The organism is Flexivirga sp., assembly GCF_035551235.1.
GTDB lineage: Bacteria > Actinomycetota > Actinomycetes > Actinomycetales > Dermatophilaceae > Flexivirga.
This window is the reverse complement of sequence record NZ_DASZNO010000021.1, coordinates 38199-60335: the sequence shown is the minus strand read 5'-3', so window position 1 is coordinate 60335 and position 22137 is coordinate 38199. Positions and strand designations below refer to the sequence as shown.

Annotated in this window: 18 protein-coding genes and 2 riboswitches; of the genes, 11 read left to right on the top strand and 7 right to left on the bottom strand. The window is 72.9% G+C overall.

Features of this window, described 5'->3' with window-relative positions; genetic code table 11:
• The first annotated feature begins 25 nt into the window (after positions 1–25).
• The 5 genes from VG502_RS05480 to bluB are packed head-to-tail and all read left to right on the top strand — an operon-like array spanning position 26 to position 4485.
• Positions 26–874: a precorrin-3B synthase gene (locus tag VG502_RS05480; protein WP_325549016.1), complete on the top strand. Its 849-nt coding sequence runs from the start codon at positions 26–28 to the stop codon at positions 872–874.
• Positions 871–1536, top strand: a complete 666-nt coding sequence (locus VG502_RS05475) for a precorrin-8X methylmutase (protein WP_325549015.1) — start codon at positions 871–873, stop codon at positions 1534–1536. The genes VG502_RS05480 and VG502_RS05475 overlap by 4 nt, the downstream gene beginning before the upstream one ends.
• Positions 1533–3068, top strand: coding sequence for a precorrin-2 C(20)-methyltransferase (locus VG502_RS05470; RefSeq protein WP_325549014.1), 1536 nt, complete (start codon positions 1533–1535; stop codon positions 3066–3068). Before VG502_RS05475 ends, VG502_RS05470 begins: the two co-directional genes overlap by 4 nt.
• Positions 3065–3823, top strand: a complete 759-nt coding sequence (locus tag VG502_RS05465; protein ID WP_325549013.1) for a cobalt-precorrin-4/precorrin-4 C(11)-methyltransferase — start codon at positions 3065–3067, stop codon at positions 3821–3823. The genes VG502_RS05470 and VG502_RS05465 overlap by 4 nt, the downstream gene beginning before the upstream one ends.
• A gap of 11 nt (positions 3824–3834) precedes the next feature.
• Entirely contained in the window at positions 3835–4485 is a 651-nt protein-coding gene (gene bluB / locus VG502_RS05460; RefSeq protein ID WP_325549012.1) for a 5,6-dimethylbenzimidazole synthase, read from the top strand.
• Here bluB and cbiE read toward each other — a convergent pair.
• The gene (cbiE, locus tag VG502_RS05455; protein ID WP_325549011.1) at positions 4460–5689 is read right to left on the bottom strand and encodes a precorrin-6y C5,15-methyltransferase (decarboxylating) subunit CbiE; all 1230 of its coding nucleotides are present in this window, start codon (positions 5687–5689) and stop codon (positions 4460–4462) included. The genes bluB and cbiE overlap by 26 nt on opposite strands.
• A gap of 72 nt (positions 5690–5761) precedes the next feature.
• Positions 5762–5865: riboswitch (cobalamin riboswitch) on the top strand.
• A 46-nt stretch (positions 5866–5911) separates the two neighbouring features.
• Here cbiE and VG502_RS05450 point away from each other — a divergent pair.
• The 6 genes from VG502_RS05450 to VG502_RS05425 are packed head-to-tail and all read left to right on the top strand — an operon-like array spanning position 5912 to position 13889.
• The gene (locus VG502_RS05450; protein ID WP_325549010.1) at positions 5912–8032 is read left to right on the top strand and encodes a VWA domain-containing protein; all 2121 of its coding nucleotides are present in this window, start codon (positions 5912–5914) and stop codon (positions 8030–8032) included.
• Positions 8032–8646: a cob(I)yrinic acid a,c-diamide adenosyltransferase gene (gene cobO / locus VG502_RS05445; RefSeq protein WP_325549009.1), complete on the top strand. Its 615-nt coding sequence runs from the start codon at positions 8032–8034 to the stop codon at positions 8644–8646. Before VG502_RS05450 ends, cobO begins: the two co-directional genes overlap by 1 nt.
• On the top strand, positions 8640–11099 hold the full coding sequence (locus VG502_RS05440) for a bifunctional hydrogenobyrinic acid a,c-diamide synthase/histidinol phosphate aminotransferase CobBC (protein WP_325549008.1): 2460 nt from the start codon (positions 8640–8642) through the stop codon (positions 11097–11099). The genes cobO and VG502_RS05440 overlap by 7 nt, the downstream gene beginning before the upstream one ends.
• A complete protein-coding gene (gene cobT, locus VG502_RS05435) occupies positions 11087–12127 on the top strand; it encodes a nicotinate-nucleotide--dimethylbenzimidazole phosphoribosyltransferase (RefSeq protein WP_325549007.1) in 1041 nt (346 codons plus the stop codon). Before VG502_RS05440 ends, cobT begins: the two co-directional genes overlap by 13 nt.
• Entirely contained in the window at positions 12127–12894 is a 768-nt protein-coding gene (locus VG502_RS05430; protein WP_325549006.1) for an adenosylcobinamide-GDP ribazoletransferase, read from the top strand. Before cobT ends, VG502_RS05430 begins: the two co-directional genes overlap by 1 nt.
• On the top strand, positions 12891–13889 hold the full coding sequence (locus VG502_RS05425) for a cobalamin biosynthesis protein (protein ID WP_325549005.1): 999 nt from the start codon (positions 12891–12893) through the stop codon (positions 13887–13889). The genes VG502_RS05430 and VG502_RS05425 overlap by 4 nt, the downstream gene beginning before the upstream one ends.
• On the opposite strand, the gene nicT is transcribed toward VG502_RS05425, so the two are convergent.
• From nicT to cobN, 6 genes are all read right to left on the bottom strand, one after another.
• Positions 13816–14925 (bottom strand): Nickel transporter NicT, encoded by a 1110-nt coding sequence (gene nicT / locus VG502_RS05420; protein WP_325549004.1) that lies wholly within the window; start codon positions 14923–14925, stop codon positions 13816–13818. The two genes, VG502_RS05425 and nicT, sit on opposite strands and share 74 nt — an antisense overlap.
• A complete protein-coding gene (locus VG502_RS05415; protein ID WP_325549003.1) occupies positions 14922–15455 on the bottom strand; it encodes a bifunctional adenosylcobinamide kinase/adenosylcobinamide-phosphate guanylyltransferase in 534 nt (177 codons plus the stop codon). The genes nicT and VG502_RS05415 overlap by 4 nt, the downstream gene beginning before the upstream one ends.
• Positions 15452–16186, bottom strand: coding sequence for a cobalt-precorrin-6A reductase (locus VG502_RS05410; RefSeq protein ID WP_325549002.1), 735 nt, complete (start codon positions 16184–16186; stop codon positions 15452–15454). The genes VG502_RS05415 and VG502_RS05410 overlap by 4 nt, the downstream gene beginning before the upstream one ends.
• Positions 16183–17625, bottom strand: a complete 1443-nt coding sequence (locus VG502_RS05405) for a cobyric acid synthase (protein ID WP_325549001.1) — start codon at positions 17623–17625, stop codon at positions 16183–16185. The genes VG502_RS05410 and VG502_RS05405 overlap by 4 nt, the downstream gene beginning before the upstream one ends.
• Complete coding sequence (gene cobF / locus VG502_RS05400) at positions 17622–18386, bottom strand: precorrin-6A synthase (deacetylating) (RefSeq protein WP_325549000.1); 765 nt, start codon at positions 18384–18386, stop codon at positions 17622–17624. The genes VG502_RS05405 and cobF overlap by 4 nt, the downstream gene beginning before the upstream one ends.
• The gene (cobN, locus tag VG502_RS05395; RefSeq protein ID WP_414655702.1) at positions 18383–22051 is read right to left on the bottom strand and encodes a cobaltochelatase subunit CobN; all 3669 of its coding nucleotides are present in this window, start codon (positions 22049–22051) and stop codon (positions 18383–18385) included. Before cobN ends, cobF begins: the two co-directional genes overlap by 4 nt.
• Positions 22015–22124: riboswitch (cobalamin riboswitch) on the bottom strand. (Overlaps the previous gene by 37 nt.)
• Between the last annotated feature and the right edge of the window lie 13 nt (positions 22125–22137).

Sequence of the window (22137 nt, the reverse complement as noted above, 5' to 3'; positions counted from 1 at the left end):
GGATCTCTGACCGGACGGGTGTGCCATGCCGACAGCGCGATCGCGCTCCGACAGATGTCCCGGCGCGCTGCGGCCCTGGCCCGCAACCGACGGGATGCTCGTGCGGCTGCGACTCATCGGCGGCAGGGTGGCCCCGCAGCAGTTGCGGTCCCTGGTCACCGCGGCCGAGGAGTATGGCGACGGCCGGGTCCACGTCACGTCGCGGACGAACCTGCAGGTGCGTGCCTTCCCCGGAACCGAGGGCCGGCTCGACGACGCCGCCCTGGCGGCGCTGGAGCGCACCGGCCTGCTCCCGACACGCACCCACGAGCTGGTGCGCAATGTCATGGTCTCGCCGCAGACCGGACTGGCGGGCGGGCGCGCGGACCTGCGCCCGGTCGCGACCGCGTTGGACCGGCTGGTGTGTGCCGACCCGGCCCTCGCCGCGCTGCCCGGGCGCTTCCTCTTCGTTCTCGACGACGGTCGTGGCGACCTGCGGGACCGCTCGGCGGATCTCGGCCTGGTCGCCCTCGACGGTCACACCGCGCAACTGCGCATCGGCAGGTCGTGGGGCGACGTCGTTCCACTCGACCGGGCCGCCGAACGGCTGGCAGCGCTCGCGCACGAGTTCGTCGTACGCCGGGGGACCGGGCCAACCGCCCCCTGGCACGTCGCCGAACTCGACGCCCCGCTCACGCCGGCCGCACCGCCGCACCCGCGACTCCCGTCACCGGGCGAGCAGCTGTCGTATGGCGCGGTCCCCGGCGGCCGGCACGTCGAGGTCGTGGCCACCGGTCTCGACCGGGCCGCGGTGGACGCGCTGACAACCGGCGCGCCATACCTGATCGTCACGCCGTGGCGCGGCGTACTCGTCCCCGAGGAGCAGAAGTCATGAGCACTGCACGCAGACCGGCGCGGCGGTACCCGTACGTCGACAACGGGCCGGAGATCTATCTCGACTCGTTCGCGACGATCCGCCGCGAGGCGGACCTGTCCCGGATCCCGGCCGACGCCGAGAAGCTGGCGGTCCGGATGATCCATGGCAGCGGTCAGGTCGACCTGGCCGACGACCTGGTGGTGCATCCGCGGCTCGTCTCCGCTGCGCGGACCGCGCTGGAGTCCGGCGCGCCCATCCTGTGCGACGCCACCATGGTCGCGACCGGCGTCACCCGGAGCCGGTTGCCGGCCGACAACGAGGTCGCCTGCTTCCTGACCGATCCGCGGGTGCCCGAGCTGGCGCGCAGCTGGTCGACCACGCGCACCGCCGCAGCGGTGTCGTTGTGGGAGCCGTTGCTGGACGGTGCGGTCGTGGCGATCGGCAACGCCCCGACGGCGCTGTTCCACCTGCTGGAGCTGCTGCTCGACGGCGCCGCCCGGCCGGCGGCGATCGTCGGCTGCCCGGTCGGCTTCATCGGCGCCGCCGAGTCCAAGCAGGCGCTGGCCGACCTCGCCGCAGACCACGGCATCGACATCCCCTACGTCACGGTGCGCGGTCGTCGCGGCGGCTCCGCGATGACCTCGTCCGCCCTGAACGCACTCGCCCAGGAGAAGGAATGACCGGCCGTTTCACCGTCGTCGGCGTCGGCCCGGGTGACCCGGAGCTGCTCACGCTCAAGGCCGCGCGACTCATCGGCGAGGCGGCCGTTGTCGCCTATCACGCCGGCGCCGGCAAGCAGTCCCATGCGCGGCGCATCGCCGCCGACGTCATCCCCGACGGCGCGATCACCGAGGAGCTGCGCTATCCGGTGACCACCGGTGCCACCGACCATCCCGGCGGCTATGTCGGCGCGCTCGCGGACTTCTACGAGTCGTGCGCGACCCGGCTCGGCGCCCACCTCGACGCCGGCCGGGACGTGGTGCTGCTCGCCGAGGGTGACCCGTTCTTCTACGGGTCCTCGATGTATCTGCACGACCGGTTCCGGGATGTCTACGAGACCGTCGTCGTGCCGGGCGTCCCGTCCTTCGCCGCGGCCACCGCCGCCGTCTCCACCCCGCTGGTCCGCCAGACCGATGTGCTCACCGTGCTGCCCGGGACGCTGCCCGCACCGGAACTCGCCCGCCGGCTGGCGGACACCGACGCCGCGATCATCATGAAGCTCGGGCGCACCTTCCCCGCCGTTCGTGCGGCGCTCGAGCAGTCGGGCCGGCTGGACGGTGCCTGGTATGTCGAGCGAGCGTCCCAGGCCGACGAGCGGTGGCTGCCGGTGGCGCAGGTCGACCCGGCCTCGGTGCCCTACTTCTCCCTGATCGTCGTGCCGGGCGACACCGGCCGGACCCCGGACGCCGCGCGGCTGCGCCACGGCGTCGAGAACGCGGCGCCGTCGCCGGCGCCTGGCTCGGACGCGGTCCAGGACCCGGAGCCGGCCGAGCTGCTCGTCGTCGGTCTGGGACCCGGCCCGGAGGGCTGGCTGACGGCCGAGGTGTCGGCTGCGCTCGCCGGCGTCGACCACGTGGTCGGCTACGGCCCGTATGTCGCGCGGGTGCCGCAGCGCGCCGGGCTGACCCGGCACGCCTCCGGCAACACGGTGGAGGTCGATCGGGCCCGCGACGCGCTCGACCTGGCCAGTGCGGGGGAGCGGGTCGCCGTCGTCTCCGGCGGCGACGCCGGCGTGTTCGGTATGGCGGCGGCCGTCTTCGAGGCCGCGGAGGACCCGGCATACGACGCCGTCCGGATCCGTGTCCTGCCGGGAGTGAGCGCCGTTCAGGCCGTCGCGGCACGGGCCGGCGCACCGATCGGTGCCGACTTCGCCGTCGTGAGCCTGTCGGACCGACTCAAGCCGTGGGAGGTCGTCGAGCGACGACTGCGCGCGATCGCGGACGCCGACCTCGTGCTGGCGATCTACAACCCCGCCTCACGCTCGCGCACCGAGCAGGTGGCCACCGCCCGGCGGGTCCTGCTGGAGCATCGCCGGCCCGACACCGTCGTCATCGTCGGCCGCGACATCGGTCGAGCCGAGGAGTCGCTGACGGTCACCACGCTGGCCGAGCTGGACCCGGATGTCATCGACATGAAGTGCCTGCTGATCGTCGGCGCCGACAGCACCCGGGTGAGTCGCGCCGGAGTCTGGACTGCGAGGTACGTGAAATGAGCACGCCGGTGCATTTCGTCGGCGCCGGACCGGGGGCGGCCGACCTGCTGACCGTGCGCGCGACCAGGCTGCTGCAGGCCGCGGAGCTGGTCCTCTACCCGGGCACCTATCTCGACCCGGAGGTGCTCACCCACACCAGCCCCGGTGCGGAGCTGATCGACACCCAGCACCTCGATCTCGAGAAGCTGACCGAGCACCTCGTCGCGGGGCACCGCGCCGGCCGGGACGTCGTACGCCTGGCCTCGGGGGACCTGTCGATCTACTCGGCGCTGGCCGAGCAGACCCGGCGCCTCGATGCGGCCGGCGTGCCCTGGGACGTCACGCCGGGGGTCCCGGCATACGCGGCCGCGGCGGCCCTGGTCGGTCGGGAGCTGACCGTGCCGCTGCTCGCGCAGTCGGTGGTCCTGACCCGGGCGCAGGCCCGCTCGACCGCGATGCCGGCGACCGAGTCGATCGCCGCCTTCGCGGCGACCCGCTCGACGCTGGTCATCCACCTGGCGATCACCCGCACCCGCGAACTCATGGCGACGGTGGAGCCGGAGTACGGCGCGGACTGCCCGGTCGCGATCGTCCACCGCGCCAGCCAGTCCGGCGAGCTGATCCTGCGCGGCACCGTCGGCACCATCGCCGACGCCGTCGAGGAGGCCGGGCTGAAACAGGCGGCGGTGATCCTGGTCGGCCGGGCCCTCGAGCCCGCTGCCGGGGGCGAGTCCTTCCTGTATGACGCCGGCCGGGACCGGAGCGGGACGCCATGAGCGTCGGCGCGATGCCGGACGAACCGCTGTATGACGTGATCAATCGCCGGCGGGACACCCGCCGCGAGTTCACCGGCGAGCCGCTCGATCCGGACCTCCTGGCGCGCATCCTCTCGGCCGCGCACTGCGCACCCAGTGTCGGGATGAGCCAGCCCTGGGATTTCGTGCTCGTCCGGTCGCCCGAGACGCTCGCCGGGTTCGCCCGGCACGTCGAGACCGAACGGGACGTCTTCGCGGCGTCACTGTCCGGTGAGCGGGCGAAAACGTTCTCGCGCATCAAGATCGAAGGCATCCGCGAGTCCGGCCTGGGCATCGTCGTCGGCTACGACCCCACCCGCGGCGGACCCGACGTGCTCGGCCGGCACGCGATCGCCGACGCGGGTCTCTACTCGGTCGTCTGCGCCATCCAGAACCTGTGGCTCGCCGCCACCGCAGAGGGTGTCGGGGTGGGCTGGGTCAGCTTCTACCGTGAGGAGTTCGTGCGCTCGCTCGTCGGGATGCCCGAGCACGTCCGCCCGGTGGCGTGGCTCTGTGTCGGAGCCGTCTCCGCCCTGCCGGAGGTTCCCGACCTGGAGCGTTTCGGCTGGCGGCACCGGTCGCCGCTGGACACGGTCGTGCACGAGGAGCGGTACGGCGTCAGCGGCTCAGCGCCCACTGGGTGACGGCCCGGGCCGGAGTCCAGCCGGTGAAGGACCCGATCGGTGCGGCCGTCTCCACCGACAAGCGGGTCAGCTCACCGCCATACTCCCGGTAGAGCGTGGCCAGGAGCTGCTCGGTCTCGAGGGTGACGCCGTGGACCACGAGCCGGCCGCCGGGGCGCAGCGCCGTGAGGCATGCGTCGGCGACTCCGGCACGGGTCGCACCGCCGCCCACGAAGATCGCGTCCGGTGCGGGCAGGCCGGCGAGAGCTTCGGGCGCCCGGCCTCGGACGACCTGCAGCCCCGGGACGCCGAACCGGGCCGCATTGCGCGAAATCCGCTCTGCCCGTTGCGGATCGGCCTCGATCGCCGTCGCCGTGCAGGTGGGGTGGGCGCGCATCCATTCGATCCCGACCGACCCGGCACCGGCCCCGACATCCCAGAGGTGTGCGCCGGGGATCGGTGCGAGCCGGGCCAGGGCGCTGGCGCGCAGATCCCGCTTGGTGAGCTGCCCGTCGTGCTCGAACGCGTCGTCGGGCAGGCCTGCGACCCAGCCGCCGGTGGCGGTTCCGGAGCAGGCGATCGCGATGATGTTGAGCCGGGGGGATTCCCCGGACCAGGCGGCCGCGGTGCCCTCGACACGTGACTCGGTGGCCGTGCCGAGATCGCCCAGCACGGTGAGTTCGCTGGCGCCATACCCGGCAGCGGCGAGCAGCTCCGCGACGGTCGCGGGGGTCGACGCGTCGGCCGACAGTGCCAGGATCCGGCGCGCGGGCGCCGCCTCGCGCAGGACCAGCTGCGGGTCGCGGCCGACCAGCGACACCACCGCACAACTCTCCGCGCTCCATCCCATCCGGGCACGGGCGAGGGTCACCGACGAGACCGCCGGCTCGACGACGACCCGGTCGCTGCCGAGGAGGTCCACCAATGTCGTGGCGATGCCGGACAGGAACGGGTCGCCGGAGGCGAGCGCCACGATCGGTCCGGGGCCGAGACCGGCGAGGAACGCCGGCAGCGCGGACCGCAGCGGAGAGGGCCACGGTTCTCGTCGCTGGCCGGCGATGGCGGGCAGCAGGCCGAGGTGGCGGCGTCCGCCGATGACCACGGCCGCCTGCTCGATCTGCCGGCGGGAGCGACCGGACAGGTCGGTCCAGCCCTCGCCGCCGATGCCGATGACGACGATGCGGGGCGGATGCGACCCGGCAGGGGAGCGGCTGATGGCGGCCATGGCGCTGACGCTATCGTGAGGGACTCAGGCACGAGGTGCCCCGACTGCCCAGCCATCGGAAACGGTGGGGACGGCCGGAGGGGAGAATCTGGGAAGCCGGTGAAAATCCGGCACAGGCCCGCTGCGGTGATCCGGGCCCCTCACACGAGGGGACTCGGGAAGTCCGAAGACCGGCCCCGCGCCCCACCCATCAGAGTTTGGCGAAGCGAGCGGGAGCCTCACGTGCCACAGCAATACCCCTTTTCAGCCGTCGTCGGCAGCGACCCGGACGCACTGGATGACATGGCCCTGGCCCTCATCCTGATGACCATCTCCCCGGAGATCGGCGGTGTCCTGGTGCGTGGCGAGAAGGGCACCGCGAAGTCGACCGCCGTACGCGCGCTGGCCGCCGTACTGCCGCCCATCGACGTGTATGACGCGGACCGCTTCTCCATCGACCCCGCCGATCCCTCCGAATCCTCACCGGACGGACCCTTCGCAGCCAATGCCGAGACGGTCACCCGGCCGGTCCGGCTGGTCGAGCTGCCGGTCGGCGCGACGGAGGACCGGGTGCTCGGTTCGTTGCACCTGGAGCGCGCCCTGTCGCACGGGAAGGTGGAGTACGAGCCCGGGCTGCTGGCACGCGCCCACCGCGGGATCCTGTATGTCGACGAGGTCAACCTGCTGCACGATCATCTGGTCGACCTGTTGCTCGACGCCGCGGCGATGGGTCGTGCCGCGGTCGAGCGCGATGGTGTCTCGGTCGAGCACGCCGCGCGATTCGCACTCATCGGCACGATGAATCCCGAGGAGGGCGAGCTGCGGCCGCAGCTGCTCGACCGGTTCGGGCTGACCGTCGAGGTCGCCGCGCCCCGCGACCCGGCCGTGCGGGTGGAAGTGGTCCGCCGGCGGATGGCGTATGACGCGGACCCTGCGTCGTTCACCGCGCGCTACCGGGACCAGGAGGAGGCGCTCACCGCACGCATCGGCGCTGCCCGCGAACGGCTCGCGACGGTGCGCCTGAGCGACGCGGCGCTGCTGAAGATCGCCGAGATCTGTGCCGCGTTCGAGGTCGACGGCCTGCGCGCGGACATCGTCACCGCCCGGACCGCCGTCGCACATGCCACCTGGGAGGGCCGCGACGAGGTCACCCGGGCCGACATCCGCCGGGCTGCCCTGCTTGCGCTGCCGCACCGGCGCCGGCGCAATCCCTTCGACGCTCCCGGTCTCGACGAGGACCTGCTCGATCAGCTCCTCGGCGACGACGAGTTGCCGCCCGAACCGCCCGAGCCGCCAGAGGGATCGCCGCCGGCGGACGGCGGTGACCAGTCGCGAACGGAAGACGCCGAGCGGCCGGCGCCGCCGCGGGACGGAGCACCCGGTGAGGCGGCCGGCGACGACAACACGCCCCCGGACGACGCGCCCGCGGACAACGCGTCCGCGGAGGACACGCAACCGGACGCTCCGACCGACCGGCCGGACCCGCGCGACGGGGACGGAGCCCCGACCGGTCCCGGGTCGACCGCGCTGTCGACGGTTGCGGCGGGCACGGCATACCGACCCAAACTGCTGACGGTGCAGGGCCTCGGCCACGGCGCCGCGGGTCGTCGCAGCCGGGCGATCGCCAGCACGGGCCGCCGCGTCGGTGCCCGCCGCCCGCAGGGCGCAGGAGGCTCGCTCGACCTCGTCGAGACGCTGCTCGCCGCCGCCGGTGGCCAGGCGACCCGACCGCGGAACGGCACCCGGGTGACGCTGCGGTCCGAGGACATCCGGACCGCCGTGCGCGAGGGCCGCGAGGCCAACCTGGTGCTCTTCTGCGTCGACGCCTCCGGTTCGATGGCCGCCCGCAAACGGATGACCCAGGTCAAGACCGCGATCCTCTCGCTGCTGCTGGACGCCTACCGCCGCCGCGACAAGGTCGGCCTGATCACCTTCCGCGGCACGGAGGCCGACCTGGTGCTGCCACCGACACACTCGGTCGACATCGCCGCGGCCCGCCTCGACGAGCTGCCCGCCGGCGGCCGCACCCCACTGGCCGAGGGCCTGCTCGAGGCCGCGCGCGTCCTCGTCCGCGAACGCCTGCGCGACCCACGGTTGCGACCGTTGCTCGTGGTCGTGACCGACGGCCGCGCCACCGGCGGCACCAACGCGGTCCCGCGATCGGTGCAGGCGGCGGAGCGGCTCGCGGGCCTGGGGATCCCGGCGGTCGTGGTGGACAGCGAGAGCGGTCCGATGCGGCTCGGACTGGCCGTGCGGCTCGCCAGGGCGTTGCGCGCGGAGCACCTGCCCGTCGCCGATCTCAGCGCGGAGTCGCTGGCCGGCACGGTGCGCAGCCACACCGACCGAATGAATGGAGCCGCCTGATGCCCCAGGGCAAGCCCGCCGTCATACCCGAGGACGGCCTGACCACCCGACAGCGTCGCCACCGGCCGCTGGTCATGGTCCACACCGGTCCCGGCAAGGGCAAGTCGACCGCGGCGTTCGGTCTCGCGCTGCGCGGCTGGAACCAGGGCTGGCGGATCGGCGTGTTCCAGTTCGTGAAGTCGGCGAAGTGGCGCATCGGCGAGCAGACCGTGCTCGAGCGCCTCGGCCGGCTGCACGACGAGACCGGCGAGGGAGGCCCGGTCGAGTGGCACAAGATGGGCTCGGGCTGGTCGTGGACCCGCAAGCAGGGCGAGGCCGAGGACCACGAGGCAGCGGCCCGCGAGGGCTGGGTCGAGATCAAGCGCCGGCTCGCCGAGGAGACCCACGATCTGCTCATCCTCGACGAGTTCACCTACCCCCTGAAGTGGGGCTGGGTCGACGTCGAGGACGTGGTGGCCACGCTGCGCGACCGCCCGGGCTTCCAGCACGTGGTCATCACCGGCCGCGACGCGGACCCGCGCCTGCTGGAGGTCGCCGACCTGGTCACCGAGATGACCAAGGTGAAGCATCCGATGGACGCCGGCCAGAAGGGCCAGAAGGGCATCGAGTGGTAGGCCTGCCGCGACTCGTCGTGGCCGCCCCGTCCACCGGACAGGGCAAGACCACCGTCGCGAGCGGCCTGATGGCGGCGCTGCGCCGGACCGGCGATCACGGCAACGGGCTGGTGGTCAGCGGTCACAAGGTCGGCCCCGACTACATCGACCCCGGCTACCACGCGCTGGCCACCGGACGTCCGGGCCGCAACCTGGACCCGCATCTCGTCGGTGAGGAACGGGTGGTCCCGTTGCTGCTGCACGGCGCTCGAGGCGCCGACGTGGCGGTGATCGAGGGCGTCATGGGCTTGTATGACGGCCGGCTCGGCACCGACGGCTTCGCCTCGACCGCACACGTCGCGACGCTGACCTCGACCCCGGTGGTGCTGGTGCTCGACGTCGCCCGGATGTCCCGGTCGGCCGGCGCGATCGCGGCCGGTATGGCGGCCTTCGATCCGGCCGTGACCGTCGCCGGCGTCGTTCTGAACAGGGCACGTCCCGGGCGCAACACGACCGAGATCGTCCGGTCGCTGGAGCGGGCCGGCCTGCCGGTCCTCGGCACCCTGCCGCACGACGAGCGGCTCGCCACGCCGTCCCGTCATCTCGGTCTCGTCCCTGCCGCCGAGCGCGGCGAATCCGCCCGGACGATGCACCTGCTCGGCGAGCAGATCGCCCGCCACCTCGACCTGGCAGCGCTGCTGGACGTCGCCAGGTCGGCGGCCGACCTCGCCGGCGCGCCATGGGACCCGGCCGCCGAGGTGCGCGCGTCCGGAGCCGAGCGTCCCGTCGTCGCGGTCGCCGGCGGTCGGGCCTTCACCTTCCGCTACACCGAGACCGAGGAGCTGCTGCGCGCCGCGGGGTGCGACGTGGTCGCCTTCGACCCGCTGCATGACCCGGCGCTGCCCATCGGCACCCGCGGTATCTACCTGGGCGGCGGCTTCCCCGAGGTGTATGCCGCCGAACTCGCCGCCAACCGCGCGCTGCTGGCCGACCTGCGCGCTGCGGTCACCGCCGGCGTGCCCACCGTCGCCGAGTGCGCCGGGCTGCTGTACCTCGCCGACACCCTCGACGGCGCCCCGATGGCGGGTGCCGTCCCGGCGGACGCCCGGATGAGCGAACGGCTCACGCTGCGCTACCCGGTGGCCACCGCGGCCGGCGACTCGTTGCTGACCCGGGCCGGTGAGCGCGTGACCGGGCACGAGTTCCACCGCACCGCCACCGCGCCGGAGTGCGGGGACCGGCCGGCGTGGGAAATCGACGGCGCCGCAACGGGATTCGCCAGCGAGACCTGGCATGCGTCATACCTGCACGTGCACTGGGCCGGGCACCCGCAGCTCGCCCAGCGCTTCGCCGACGCCGTGCACGAAGCTGCACCGCACACCGGCGTCCGGCTGCCGCAGGTGCCGTCCGGTGAGGCCGCGCCGGCCGCCGCACCGGTCGGCGAACCGCTGCGCCACCACGGTGACGCCGAGACGGGCGACGGTCTGCTGGACTTCGCGGTCAATGTGTATGCCGGGCCCCGGCCCGACTGGCTGAGCAACGTCCTGCACGACGCGCTCGACGACGCTGCGGCCTACCCGGACGCGGAGCCCGCCCGCGCGGCCATCGCCCGGCACCACGACCGCCACCGCGACGAGGTGCTGCCGACCGCCGGCGCGGCCGAGGCGTTCGGGCTGATCGCGCGGCTGCGGGACTGGCGACGCCCGGTGGTCGTCCACCCGCAGTTCACCGAGCCGCACGCCGCGCTGGAGCAGAGCGGTCACGCGGTCACCACCGTCCTGTGCCGGCCCGAGGACGGCTTCGCGCTCGACCCCGGAGAGGTGCCGGAGGACGCCGACCTCGTCATCCTCGGGAACCCGACCAACCCCACCGGCGTGCTGCACCCGGCGGACGTCGTACGCGCGCTGCGACGCACCGGCCGCCTCGTCGTCGTCGACGAGGCGTTCATGGACGCGGTGCCCGGCGAGACCGGGTCCCTCGTGCGCGAACGGTTGTCGGGAGTGCTGGTGATCCGCAGCCTCACCAAGCACTGGGCGATCCCCGGGATCCGTGCGGGGTATGTCGCCGGCGACGCCCAGGTCGTCCGGCAGCTGGCAGCGCTGCAGACGCCCTGGTCGGTGTCGTCCCCGGCGGTCGCCGCGATCGTCGCCTGTATGGCGCAGGACGCCGTCCCCGAAGCCCGACAGCGCGCGCAGACACTTGCGGAGTGGCGTCGTGTCCTCGAAACCGGCCTGGCCGCAAGGGGATTCGCGTATGTCGCGTCGGCTGCGCCATACGTCCTGGTGCGCGTGGGTGACGGAGTGCACGCCGCGCTGCGTGCACGAGGCGTCGCGGTACGCCGCGCCGACACCTTCCCGGGACTCGATCCCAGCTGGGTCCGCATCGCCGTCCGGCCGCCTGATCGCACCGCCGAACTCTTCACCTGCCTCGACAGCATCCGCCAGCCCGAAAGTGACCCCTCATGCCTCGTGTGACCGCACCCTCCGACATCGCCCGCGACCATGCCGCCAAGCGGCTGGCCGCACTGGCCACCCCGCCCGGTGCGCTCGGTCGCCTCGGCGACCTCGGCGTCTGGGTGTGCGCGACCCAGGGGAAGGTGCCGCCCGCACCGGTCGACAACGTCCGGCTGGTGATCTTCGCCGGGGACCACGGGGTCGCCGCGCACGACGTCTCGGCCTTCCCGCCGGCGATCACCGGCGCCATGGTCCGCACCTTCCTCGCCGGCCGGGCCGGAGTCAGCGCCCTCGCGAATGCACACGGCATCGCGGTCCGCGTGCTCGACTTCGGCGTCGACGAGGACTTCGACGATCTGGATGACGAGACGCGGGCAACCCTGACCGCGCACAAGGTGCGCCGGGGGAGCGGCGCGATCCACCTCGAGGACGCGCTGACCGCGCAGGAGACGACTGCGGCTCTCGCGGCCGGCGCGCGGGTCGCGCGGGAGGAGATCGCCGCCGGCGCCCAGCTGCTCCTCAGCGGCGACATGGGCATCGGCAACACCACCCCGGCGGCCGCACTCGTCGCGGCAGCGTTGGGTGTGCCTGCCTCGGAGGTCGTCGGCCGCGGCACCGGCGTCGACGACGAGCGGTTGCAGCACAAGACGCAGGTGATCGACACCGCGCTCGCGCGCGCCGGCGCCCGGACCGGCGACCCGATCGAGACGCTGACCGCCCTCGGCAGCGCCGACCTCGCCGGCGCCACGGGGTACCTGCTCGCGGCGGCACAGGAGGGCGTACCCGTCCTGCTCGACGGCCTGATGAGCGTTGCCTGCGCGATCACCGCCGACCGGATCGAGCCCGGCGCCGCCGCCTGGTATGCCGCCGGTCACCGCTCCACCGAACCCGCGCAGTCGCTCGCGCTGGACAAAATGGGGCTCGAGCCGCTGCTCGACCTGGGCCTGCGGCTCGGCGAGGGCTCGGGCGCGGTGGCGGCCGTGCCGGTCGTGCGCAGTGCGGCCGCGCTGTTGCGCGACGTCGCGCTGCTGTCGGACCTCATGCCCTGATGCTGCGCGACGCCTGGAGGCTCTCGCTGGGCACCTTGACGGCCGTGCCGGTTGCGCCACCGTCGCTCGTCGATCGCCGGCGTGCGGGTATGGCGATGGTCCTGGCCCCGGTGGCCGCAGGAGCGTTGGGAGCGGCCGTCGTCCTCGTGCTGCTCGGGGCGCACACCCTCGGACTGCCACCCCTGGTGACCGGGTTGCTGGCAGTGGGCGCATCGATCCTCGGCAACCGCGCGTTCCACCTCGACGGACTCGCCGACACCGTCGACGGCATGGCAGCGTCATACGACCGGGAACGATCGCTGGCGGTGATGAAGACCGGGACGTCCGGCCCGGCCGGTGTGGTCGCGACCGTCCTGGTCGTCGGGCTGCAGGCGTCGGCGCTGGGTCAGCTGACCACGATGCCGCGGTGGCCGCAGGCGGCCGTGCTCGCCGGAGTCGTCCTCTGCGCCTCCCGGGCCGCGCTGGTCGTGTGCTGCGCACGTGGCGTGCCGTCGGCCCGTCCGGGTGGGCTCGGTGACACCTACACCCGGACCGTGGCGCGCCCGGTCGTCCTCGTCGTCTGGTTGCTCGCCGCGGCGGCCGTCACGGCGGCCGGCCTGTGGGCCGGACTGGACTGGTGGCGCGGGCCGCTGGCCACACTGCTGGCGTTCGGCGCGGTCGTGGTGACGGTCGCGCGCGCCATCCGCCGGTTCGGCGGGGTCACCGGTGACGTCTTCGGAGCAAGCATCGAGATCTGTTTCGCCATCCTGCTGGTGGCCCTGGTATGACGGCGCGCGCGCTCGGGCTGGCGCTCGGTTATGCCGCCGACCGGCTGCTCGGGGACCCGGCTCGATTCCACCCGGTCGCCGGATTCGGTTCACTGGCAATGGCATTCGAACGACGGACGTATGCCGACTCACGCAGGCGTGGATCGCTGCACACGGCCGCACTGGTGGGAGGAGCAGCGGTCCTCGGGCTCGCTGCCGAGCGCGCCGCCTCCGGCCCTGTCCCGCGCACACTGGCGACCGCCGCAGCGACCTGGGTCGTCCTCGGCGGCCGCTCGCTGGAGCGTGAGGCGATGTCGGTCCACGCACTGCTGGTGGCCGATGACCTGCCCGCCGCGCGGCTGCGGTTGCGCCGGCTCGTCGGGCGGGACACCGGCTCTCTCGACGCCCGCGACATCTCCCGGGCCGTCGTCGAGTCGGTGGCGGAGAACACCTCCGATGCCGTGGTGGCGCCGCTCGTGTGGGGTGGGCTGGCCGGCATACCCGGGCTGTTCGGCTATCGCGCCGCCAACACCCTCGACGCGATGGTCGGGCACCACAGCGCTCGGTACGAGCACTACGGCTGGGCCTCGGCCCGGCTCGACGATCTGCACAACCTTCCCGGCGCCCGCCTCACCGGCCTGCTCGCGGTCGCGCTGGGCGATGACCCGTCCGCGGCCTGGCGCGCGTGGCGGCGTGACGCCGCCCGGCATCCGAGCCCCAACGCCGGAGTGGCGGAGGCGGCGTTCGCCGGCGCGCTCGGTGTCCGGCTGGGTGGCACGAACACCTACTACGGCAACCGGGTCGAGCACCGCGCCGAGATGGGGGACGGAGCGGCGCCCGAGCCGGCCGACATCGCGGTGGCCGTGCGGCTCGCCCGCCAGGTCGGACTGGGTGCCGCGGTCACGGCAGCCGCGGTCGCCGCGGTCCTGCGCGGACGGTGCCTCAGTCCTCGGCCTGCCGGGTTCGGCCGATCTCGCCCCAGCTCTCCTCGACCTTCGCGACGTTCCAGTAGGTGACGGCCGCGGCCCACACGACCACGAAAAGGCCGACGATGACGAAGCCCACGTAGTCCAGGTCCAGCCCGGTGATCCAGTCGGTGACCGGGTTGACCCAGCCCGCGCTGTCGTGCAGGACTCCGATGATCTCGATGCTGCCGATCAGCAGGGCGACGGTGACCGAGAGCGCGGTGATGGCCAGGTTGTAGTAGACCTTGCGCACCGGCTTGTGGAACGCCCACTCGTAGGCGATCCCCATGAACAGGCCGTCGAGGCAGTCGAGCAGGCTCATGCCGGCGGCGAACAGCAGCGGCAGGACGAGAATCGCGTACCACGGCACGCCGGACGTCGCCCCCGTGCCGGCCAGCACCAGCAGTGCGACCTCGGACGCGGTGTCGAAGCCGACGCCGAAGAGGATGCCGACCGGGTACATCTGCCACGGTCGGCGGATCGCACGGGTCAGCCGGCCCAGCCAGCGCGCGAGCAAACCGCGGTTCTGCAGGTGCAGCTCGAGCTGGCTCTCGTCGAAGTGCCCCTGTCGCAGGCCCTGCCAGACCCGCCAGATGCCCACGAGCGCAAACAGGTTCAGGATGCCGATGAGGTAGAGGAAGCTGCCCGAGGAGAGGGTGCCGATGATGCCGAGCGCGCGGTGCGCACCGGAGCCGTCGTTCATCAGCGTGCTCGCGACGTGCGCTCCGAACGCGACCAGCGCGGCCAGCACGAAGACGACGGTGGAGTGCCCCATCGCGAACCAGAAGCCGACCGACTTGGGCCGCATCCCGTCGTCACGCAGCTTGCGCGTGGTGTTGTCGATGGCCGCGATGTGGTCGGCGTCGAACCCGTGCCGCAGGCCGAAGGTGTATGCCGTCACGCCCAGCCCGACACCGAAGACCTGCGTGCCGAGCGCGTAGTGGTGCGGCTCGACCACCAGCAGGAGCACCCCGAAACCGGCCACATGCAGCAACGCGATGAAGCCGAGCAAACCACCCGCCTCGAGCCAGTCCTTGGTGGTCCAGGCGGTCAGTGCTCGCAGCAGGCCGGAACTGCGCCGCTTCACAGGACGAGCACCCGGCCCGCCACGACGAGGTGGACCTCGTCGCAGGCAGCGGCGATGCGCTGGTTGACCAGTCCGAGCAGGTCGCGGAAGAGCCGGCCGGAGCGATGGGCCGGTACGACGCCCAGCCCGACCTCGTTGGTGACCAGCACGGTGCCGGACTCGCCCCTGACGTCGAGCAGGTCGGCCGCCTCCTGCGCGAGCTGTCCGATGATCGCGGTGGCTTCCTCACCCGAACTCTCCCAGAGCGAGCGCTCGTCGAGGACGGCGGTCAGCCAGGTGCCGAGGCAGTCCACCAGGACCGGCCCGTCGGTGCGCGCGAGCGCGCTGCTCAGATCAGGTGTCTCGAGGGTGATCCAGCTCTCGGGACGCCGAGCCCGGTGCGCCTCGATGCGGCTGACCCAGTCGGGGTCGCTGTCCTCCGTGGGGGTGGGGCCCGGCGCGACATACGTCACCGCGGCCCGGTTCGCGAGCAGCGTCTCGGCGTGTGCGGACTTGCCCGACCGGACGCCGCCGGTGACCAGGACCCTCATGACTGCTCCTCGACCCAGGCGACCGCCGCGTCGACGTCGTGCACGGTCGGCACGCCGTCGGTGGCGGCGGGACGGCGTACGACGACGACGGGCAGGCCCAGCTCGGCGGCCGACTGCATCTTGGGCCACGTGTAGCTGCCGCCCGAGTCCTTGGTGACGACGACGTCGCTGCCGTGCCGGCGCATCAGGGCGTGCTCGCCGGCCAGTGTGTAGGGGCCCCGGCTGGTGACCAGCTCCCACGGCTCCGGCAGTGCGAGGTCGGGCACGTCGACCACGCGCGCCAGCACGCGGTGCCTGCCCAGCGCGGGCACGAACCGGCCCAGCTCCTGGCGGCCGACGGTCAGCAGCGGCCGTGCGCCGAGCTGCGCCGCGAGGTCGGCGGCCTGCTCGTGACCGTCGACGTACCGCCAGGACGGATCCGGCTCCCAGCCGGGCCGCTCCAGGCGCAGCAGCGGCACGCGCTCGGCGGCGCAGGCCGCGGCGGCGTTGGCCGACATACCGAGCGCGAACGGGTGGGTGGCGTCGACCACAGCCTCGTAATCGACGAGTGCTGCGCGCAGGCCCGCGACACCACCGAAGCCGCCGATGCGCACGTCGCCGACGGGCAGTCGGGGCGCGGCGACCCGGCCCGCGAGGGACGAGGTGACCGGCAGCCCGGCGTCGACGAGGCGGGCGGCGAGCTCACGGGCCTCGCTGGTGCCGCCGAGGATGAGCAGTGTCCTTCGTGTCATTGCGCACCTCCGGGCGGCAACGTCGGCAGCGTGCTCGGCACGCCGTCCCGTGCAAGGGTCGCCAGGGCATCGACGTCCAGGTGTTGCTCCACCAGCTCCGCGAGCCGGTCGATGCGGGCCGCGCGGGCGGCCGGGAACGACACGCTGGATCCGGCGCCGAGCGCCTCGGCGAGGAAGGCTGCCCGGTGGTCGTCGTCCTCCAGCCGGCCGTGCACCATCGTGCCGGTGACGGCTCCATGCCGGGTCTCGCCCTCGATCCGGCCGTGATGGATCTCGTAGCCCGTGGGCGGGCACAGCCGCAGCGTCTTCTCGGCGCTGAAGGTCGTCGTCAGGTCCAACAGGCCGAGCCCGCCGACGACCGTCACGTCGCCCTCGACGCCGTCCGGGTCGGCGATGGTCCGCCCGAGCATCTGGCACCCTCCGCAGATGCCCAGGACCGGTCGGCCGCGGGCGGCGTGGTCGAGGATCGCGCGGTCCAGTCCACGTGCGCGCAGCCAGGCAAGGTCGCTGATCGTCGAGCGGGTGCCGGGCAGCACCACGAGATCGGCATCGGCGAGATCCCTTGGGCCAGAGGCGAATACGACGTCGAGCGCGGGCTCCAGGCCGAGCGCGTCGACGTCGGTGAAGTTGCTGATCCGCGGCAGTCGCACGACCGCCACCCGTCGGGTGGCGGCGCCGGCCGCCCGTCGGCCGTCCAGGTCGAGCGCGTCCTCGGAGTCCAGCCACAGCGCCGGGTCCCAGGGCAGCACGCCATACACACGGCGGCCGGTGAGCCGTTCGAGGGCATCGAGCCCGGGGGAGAGCAGGGCTCGGTCGCCGCGGAACTTGTTGACCACGAACCCGGCCATCAGCGCCTGGTCCTCCGGGGAGAGCAGGGCCACGGTGCCGTACATCGCGGCGAACACCCCGCCGCGGTCGATGTCACCGACGACCACCGTCGGCAGCCGGCCGTGCCGGGCGAGACCCATGTTGACGTAGTCGGAGTCCCGCAGATTGATCTCCGCCGGGCTGCCCGCACCCTCGGCCACCACGATGTCGAACCGCGCGGCCAGGTCGTCATACGCCACGTGTGCCGCGGTGGCCAGGTGCCGGCGGCCGGCGACCCAGCCGCCGGAGTCGACCGTGCCCGCGGGCCGGCCCATCAGCACCACGTGACTGCGGTGATCGCTGCCCGGCTTGAGCAGCACCGGATTCATCGCCGGCTCGGGCGCGACGCCGGCCGCCAGCGCCTGCACCCACTGGGCGCGACCGATCTCGGCGTGGGTCGGTCGTCCCTCGCTGGTTGAGCTTGTCGAAACCACCAGCGAGTTGTTCGACATGTTCTGCGCCTTGTACGGCGCGACGCGCAGGCCGCGGCGGGCGAAGGCCCGGCACAGCCCGGTGGTGACGGCCGACTTGCCGGCATCCGAGGTGGTGCCGGCGATCAACAGGCCGCTCATTGCGGATCAGCGTCCGGCGCGCGCAGCAGATAGACATCCATCACCCAACCGGCCGCAGCCCGGGCCCGGGCCCGCGCCTCCTCGAGCTGCGGCAGGACGTCGCCGACGCGGCCGGTCACCAGCTCTTCCCCCGCGGCACCGAGGTTGGCACCCCACCAGATCGACCAGTCCGCCAACCCGTCAAGGTCGGGGGCACTGCCCAACATCACCACGATGTTCGTCTGGCCGGCGTCGACGGCCTCGGGCAGCCGCCGCGCGGTGGTGATGTGCACGGGGCGCCCGACGGGATGCAGCACCAGACGGTGCCGCGCGGCGAGCAGTTGCGGGGCGCTGATGCCCGGCAGCACGTCGTAGTCCAGCGGCAGCCGGCTCGCGAGTTGCTCCACGACGCGGATCGTCGAGTCGTAGAGTGACGGGTCGCCCCACACCAGGAACGCCGCGGTGCCGCCGCGCTCCCGCAGCACCGTCTCGTATGCCGCGACGCGTGCCTCGTGCCAGGCCCGCACCGCGCCCGTGTAGTGGGCGCTCTCGCCGGTCGAGCTCGACACCCGGTCGCGCTCGGGGTCGCGCACGGCGACCACCTCGACGCCGTGTGCCGCAGCGATCTCGCGGCGCGCGGCGAGCAACCCGTCGTCGTCGTGCTTCTGCGCCGCCACGACGTAATCGCAGCCACGCAGCGCCTCGGCCACTTCGGGTGTGGTGTGCTGCGGACCCATCCCGATCCCCAGGATTCGCAGGCGGATTCGGCCCTGAGCCGTCACTGGTCCCGGTCCTCCAGGTCGCCCTCGACCTCGAGGTAGACCTGCTGCATCGCAGCCAGCACGTCGGCGTCCGGCTCGGCCCACAGCCCGCGGTCGGCGGCCTCGTGCAGTCGCTCGACGATGCCGCGCAGCGCCCACGGGTTCGAGGTGCGCAGGAACTGCTGATTGGTCTCGTCGAGGACGTACTCCTGCGCGAGCTTGTCGTACATCCAGTCGTGCACCACACCGGCCGTGGCGTCGAACCCGAAGAGGTAGTCGACCGTCGCGGCGAGCTCGAACGCGCCCTTGTAGCCGTGCCGCTGCATCGCGGCGATCCAGCGCGGGTTGACGACGCGGGCCCGGAAGACGCGCGCGGTCTCCTCGGACAGTGTTCGGGTGCGTATGGCGTCCGGGCTCGTCGAGTCACCGACATACGCCTTCGGATCGGAGCCGGTGAGCGCACGGACGGTGGCGACCATGCCGCCGTGGTACTGGAAGTAGTCGTCGGAGTCGGCGATGTCGTGCTCGGCCGAGTCGACGTTCTTCGCGGCGACCTTGATCCGCCGGTAGTTGGTCCGCATGTCCTCGGCGGCCGGTGCACCGTCGAGGTCGCGGCCGTACGCGAAACCGCCCCAGGCCGTGTAGACCTCGGCCAGGTCGCTGTCATCGCGCCAGCTGCCGGATTCGATCACCTGCAGGATCCCGGCGCCGTACGAACCCGGCTTGGACCCGAAGATCCGGGTGGTCGCGCGTCGTTGGTCGCCGTGCGCGGCCAGATCCCGCCGGGTGTGGGCGCGCACGTGGTTGCGGTCCTCGGGTTCGTCCAGGTCGGCGACCATCTGCACGGCGTCGTCGAGCATCGCCACCACGTGCGGGAACGCATCGCGGAAGAAACCGGAGATCCGCACCGTGACATCGATGCGCGGGCGGCCCAGTTCCTCCAGCGACATCACGACCAGCTCGCGAACCCGGCGTGACTCGGCGTCCCACTCGGGTCGCACGCCGAGCAGCGCCAGCACCTCGGCGATGTCGTCCCCGGAGGTGCGCATCGCGCTGGTGCCCCAGACCGAGAGCCCGACGCTCTCGGGGTAGCCGCCGGTCTCCTCGAGGTATTTGCGCACCAGCGAATCGGCCATCGCCTGGCCGGTCTCCCAGGCGAGCCGGCTTGGGACCGCGCGAGGGTCGACGGTGTAGAAGTTGCGCCCGGTGGGCAGCACGTTGACCAGGCCGCGCAGGGGCGACCCGGACGGTCCGGCCGGCACGAAGCCGCCGTCGAGGGCGTGCAGCACCGCGTCGAGCTCGTCGGTGGTCCGGTCGAGTCGCGGGACGACCTGCTCGGCGGCGAAGGCCAGCACCCGGCGTACGTCCTCGTCGTCGTGCAGCGTCTCCACGGCGGCGGTGTCCCAGCCCGACTTCTCCATGGCCTCGACCAGCGCCCGGGCCTGCGCCTCGAAGGCGTCGGTCTCGGCAGCGGTGGCGCCCTCGGTCAGGCCGAGGGCGGCGCGCAACCCGGGAACGGCATGGCCGACGCCGCCCCAGACCTGAGCCGCCCGCAGGATCGACAGCACCAGGTTGACCCGAGCCGGGCCGGTCGGTGCCGCGCCGAGGATGTGCAGCCCGTCGCGGATCTGGGCGTCCTTGATCTCGCACAGCCAGCCGTCGACGTGCAGCAGGAAGTCGTCGAACTCCGCATCCTCGGGTCGCTCCTCGAGCCCGAGGTCGCGGTGCAGCTCGGCGGTGTGCATGAGCTGCCAGATCTCCCCGCGGATCGCCGGCAGCTTGGCCGGGTCCATCGCGGAGATCTTGTCGTACTCCTCCAGCAGCCCCTCGAGTCGGGCGATGTCGCCATACGACTCCGCCCGCGCCATCGGCGGCACCAGGTGATCGACGATGGTGGCGTGTGCGCGGCGCTTGGCCTGGGCGCCCTCACCCGGGTCGTTGACCAGGAACGGATAGATCAGCGGCATGCTGCCGATCGCGGCGTCCGGTCCGCAACCGGCGGACAGTGCCGCGTTCTTGCCGGGCAGCCACTCCATCGAGCCGTGCTTGCCGAGGTGTACGACGGCGTCCGCGCCGAAGCCGTGCTCGAGCCAGCGATAGGCGCCGAGGTAGTGGTGGCTGGGCGGCAGGTCGGGGTCGTGGTAGATCGCGACCGGGTTCTCCCCGAAGCCGCGGGGCGGCTGGATGAGGATGACGACGTTGCCCGCCTGCAGCGTCGCGAGGACCAGTTCGCCGTCGTCGTTGACGAACAGTGAGCCGGGGGAGTCGCCCCACTTCTCCCGCATCGCGGTCCGCAGCTCCTCCGGCAGGTCGGCGGTCCAGGTGTCGTACTGCGCCTTGGTGATCCGCACGTGCGCGTCGGTGAGCTGGGCCGACGTCAGCCACTCCTCGTCCTGGCCGCCGGCGGCGATGAGGGCGTGGACCAGGCCGTCCCCGGCTGCGGTGTCGTCCGCCAGGTCCAGCAGCGGCAGCACCGCGTTGTCGGACCCGAGGTCGTAGCCCGCCTCGCGCAGCCGCCGCAGCATCCGGATCGCCGAGACGGGTGTGTCGAGGCCGACCGCGTTGCCGATGCGGGCGTGCTTGGTCGGGTATGCCGAGAGCACCAGCGCCAGCCGCTTCTCGGCGTTCGGCGTGTGCCGCAACCGGGCATGGTTGACCGCGATCCGCGCCACCCGGGCGCAGCGCTCGGGGTCGGCGACATACATCGGCAGTCCATCGGGGTCGATCTCCTTGAAGGAGAACGGCGCCGTGCTGATCCGGCCGTCGAACTCGGGTATGGCGATCTGGCTGGCGTAGTCCATGGGGCTGACGCCGTCCTGGGAGGCCACCCACTCGGCGCGGCTGCCGGTCAGGCACAACCCCTGCAGGATCGGGATGTCCAGGGCCGCCATCCGCGCGACGTCCCATGCCTCGTCGTCGCCGCCTGCGCCGGCGGTCGCCGGGACACTGCCACCTGCGGCCAGCACGGTGACCACGAGGGCGTCGAGGGTGGCGAGGGCGTCATACAACTCGTCGGGGGCGGAGCGCAGGGAACCGGCGAAGATCGGTATGCCGACCGCGGTGCCCGTCGCGTCGACCGCATCGGCCAGGGCATGCGCGAAGGCGTTGTTGCCGCTGGCCTCGTGCGCCCGGTAATAGAGGATGCCGACCCGGGGCTTCGTGCTGGTCGGCTCCGGCCGTTCGGCATACCCCCAGGCCGGAATCGTGGCCGGCGGCTCGAAGCCCTCACCGGTGAGCAGAACGGTGTCGGACAGGAACCGATGCAGCTGGCGCAGGTTGCCGGGCCCGCCCTCGGCCAGGTAACGGTGTGCCTCGGCGGCGACGCCGATCGGCACCGTGGACAGCTCCATCAGCTCGGCGCTCGGCTGCTGCTCACCACCGAGGATGACCAGCGGGGTGCCACGCTCGCGCACCGTCGACAGGCCGGGCCACAGGTCGTGCGGCGATCCCAACAGGCGTACGACGACGAGATCCGCCGCCTCGGTCGCGGCGCTCAGCTCGGCGTCGTCGGTGCGGCTCGGGTTCGCCCACACGTAGGCGGCCCCGCTGGCGCGGGCCGAGAGCAGATCGGTGTCAGACGTGGACAGCAGTGCAATGCGGGCAGGCTCGGCCACAGCCGCTTTCCTCCTCCGGGGTTCTCGCCCCTCAATCGGTCGGATTGCCCGCGGCCAGTGTCTGGCTGCCATCCGAGGATGGTCACAGTGGCGGAACCGCCCCGGAGTCTCACCGGGTTCCTGCACCACGAGCGCCTCGCAGCCTACGGGAGAATGCG

Bases quoted from the DNA above. Each gene is read 5' to 3' on its own strand.
- VG502_RS05480 (WP_325549016.1), top strand. From the start codon at position 26: ATGCCGACAGCGCGATCGCGCTCCGACAGATGTCCCGGCGCGCTGCGG.
- VG502_RS05475 (WP_325549015.1), top strand. From the start codon at position 871: ATGAGCACTGCACGCAGACCGGCGCGGCGGTACCCGTACGTCGACAAC.
- VG502_RS05470 (WP_325549014.1), top strand. From the start codon at position 1,533: ATGACCGGCCGTTTCACCGTCGTCGGCGTCGGCCCGGGTGACCCGGAG.
- VG502_RS05465 (WP_325549013.1), top strand. From the start codon at position 3,065: ATGAGCACGCCGGTGCATTTCGTCGGCGCCGGACCGGGGGCGGCCGAC.
- bluB (WP_325549012.1), top strand. From the start codon at position 3,835: ATGCCGGACGAACCGCTGTATGACGTGATCAATCGCCGGCGGGACACC.
- cbiE (WP_325549011.1), bottom strand. From the start codon at position 5,689: ATGGCCGCCATCAGCCGCTCCCCTGCCGGGTCGCATCCGCCCCGCATC.
- cobO (WP_325549009.1), top strand. From the start codon at position 8,032: ATGCCCCAGGGCAAGCCCGCCGTCATACCCGAGGACGGCCTGACCACC.
- cobT (WP_325549007.1), top strand. From the start codon at position 11,087: ATGCCTCGTGTGACCGCACCCTCCGACATCGCCCGCGACCATGCCGCC.
- VG502_RS05430 (WP_325549006.1), top strand. From the start codon at position 12,127: ATGCTGCGCGACGCCTGGAGGCTCTCGCTGGGCACCTTGACGGCCGTG.
- VG502_RS05425 (WP_325549005.1), top strand. From the start codon at position 12,891: ATGACGGCGCGCGCGCTCGGGCTGGCGCTCGGTTATGCCGCCGACCGG.
- VG502_RS05415 (WP_325549003.1), bottom strand. From the start codon at position 15,455: ATGAGGGTCCTGGTCACCGGCGGCGTCCGGTCGGGCAAGTCCGCACAC.
- VG502_RS05410 (WP_325549002.1), bottom strand. From the start codon at position 16,186: ATGACACGAAGGACACTGCTCATCCTCGGCGGCACCAGCGAGGCCCGT.
- VG502_RS05405 (WP_325549001.1), bottom strand. From the start codon at position 17,625: ATGAGCGGCCTGTTGATCGCCGGCACCACCTCGGATGCCGGCAAGTCG.
- cobN (WP_414655702.1), bottom strand. From the start codon at position 22,051: ATGGCAGCCAGACACTGGCCGCGGGCAATCCGACCGATTGAGGGGCGA.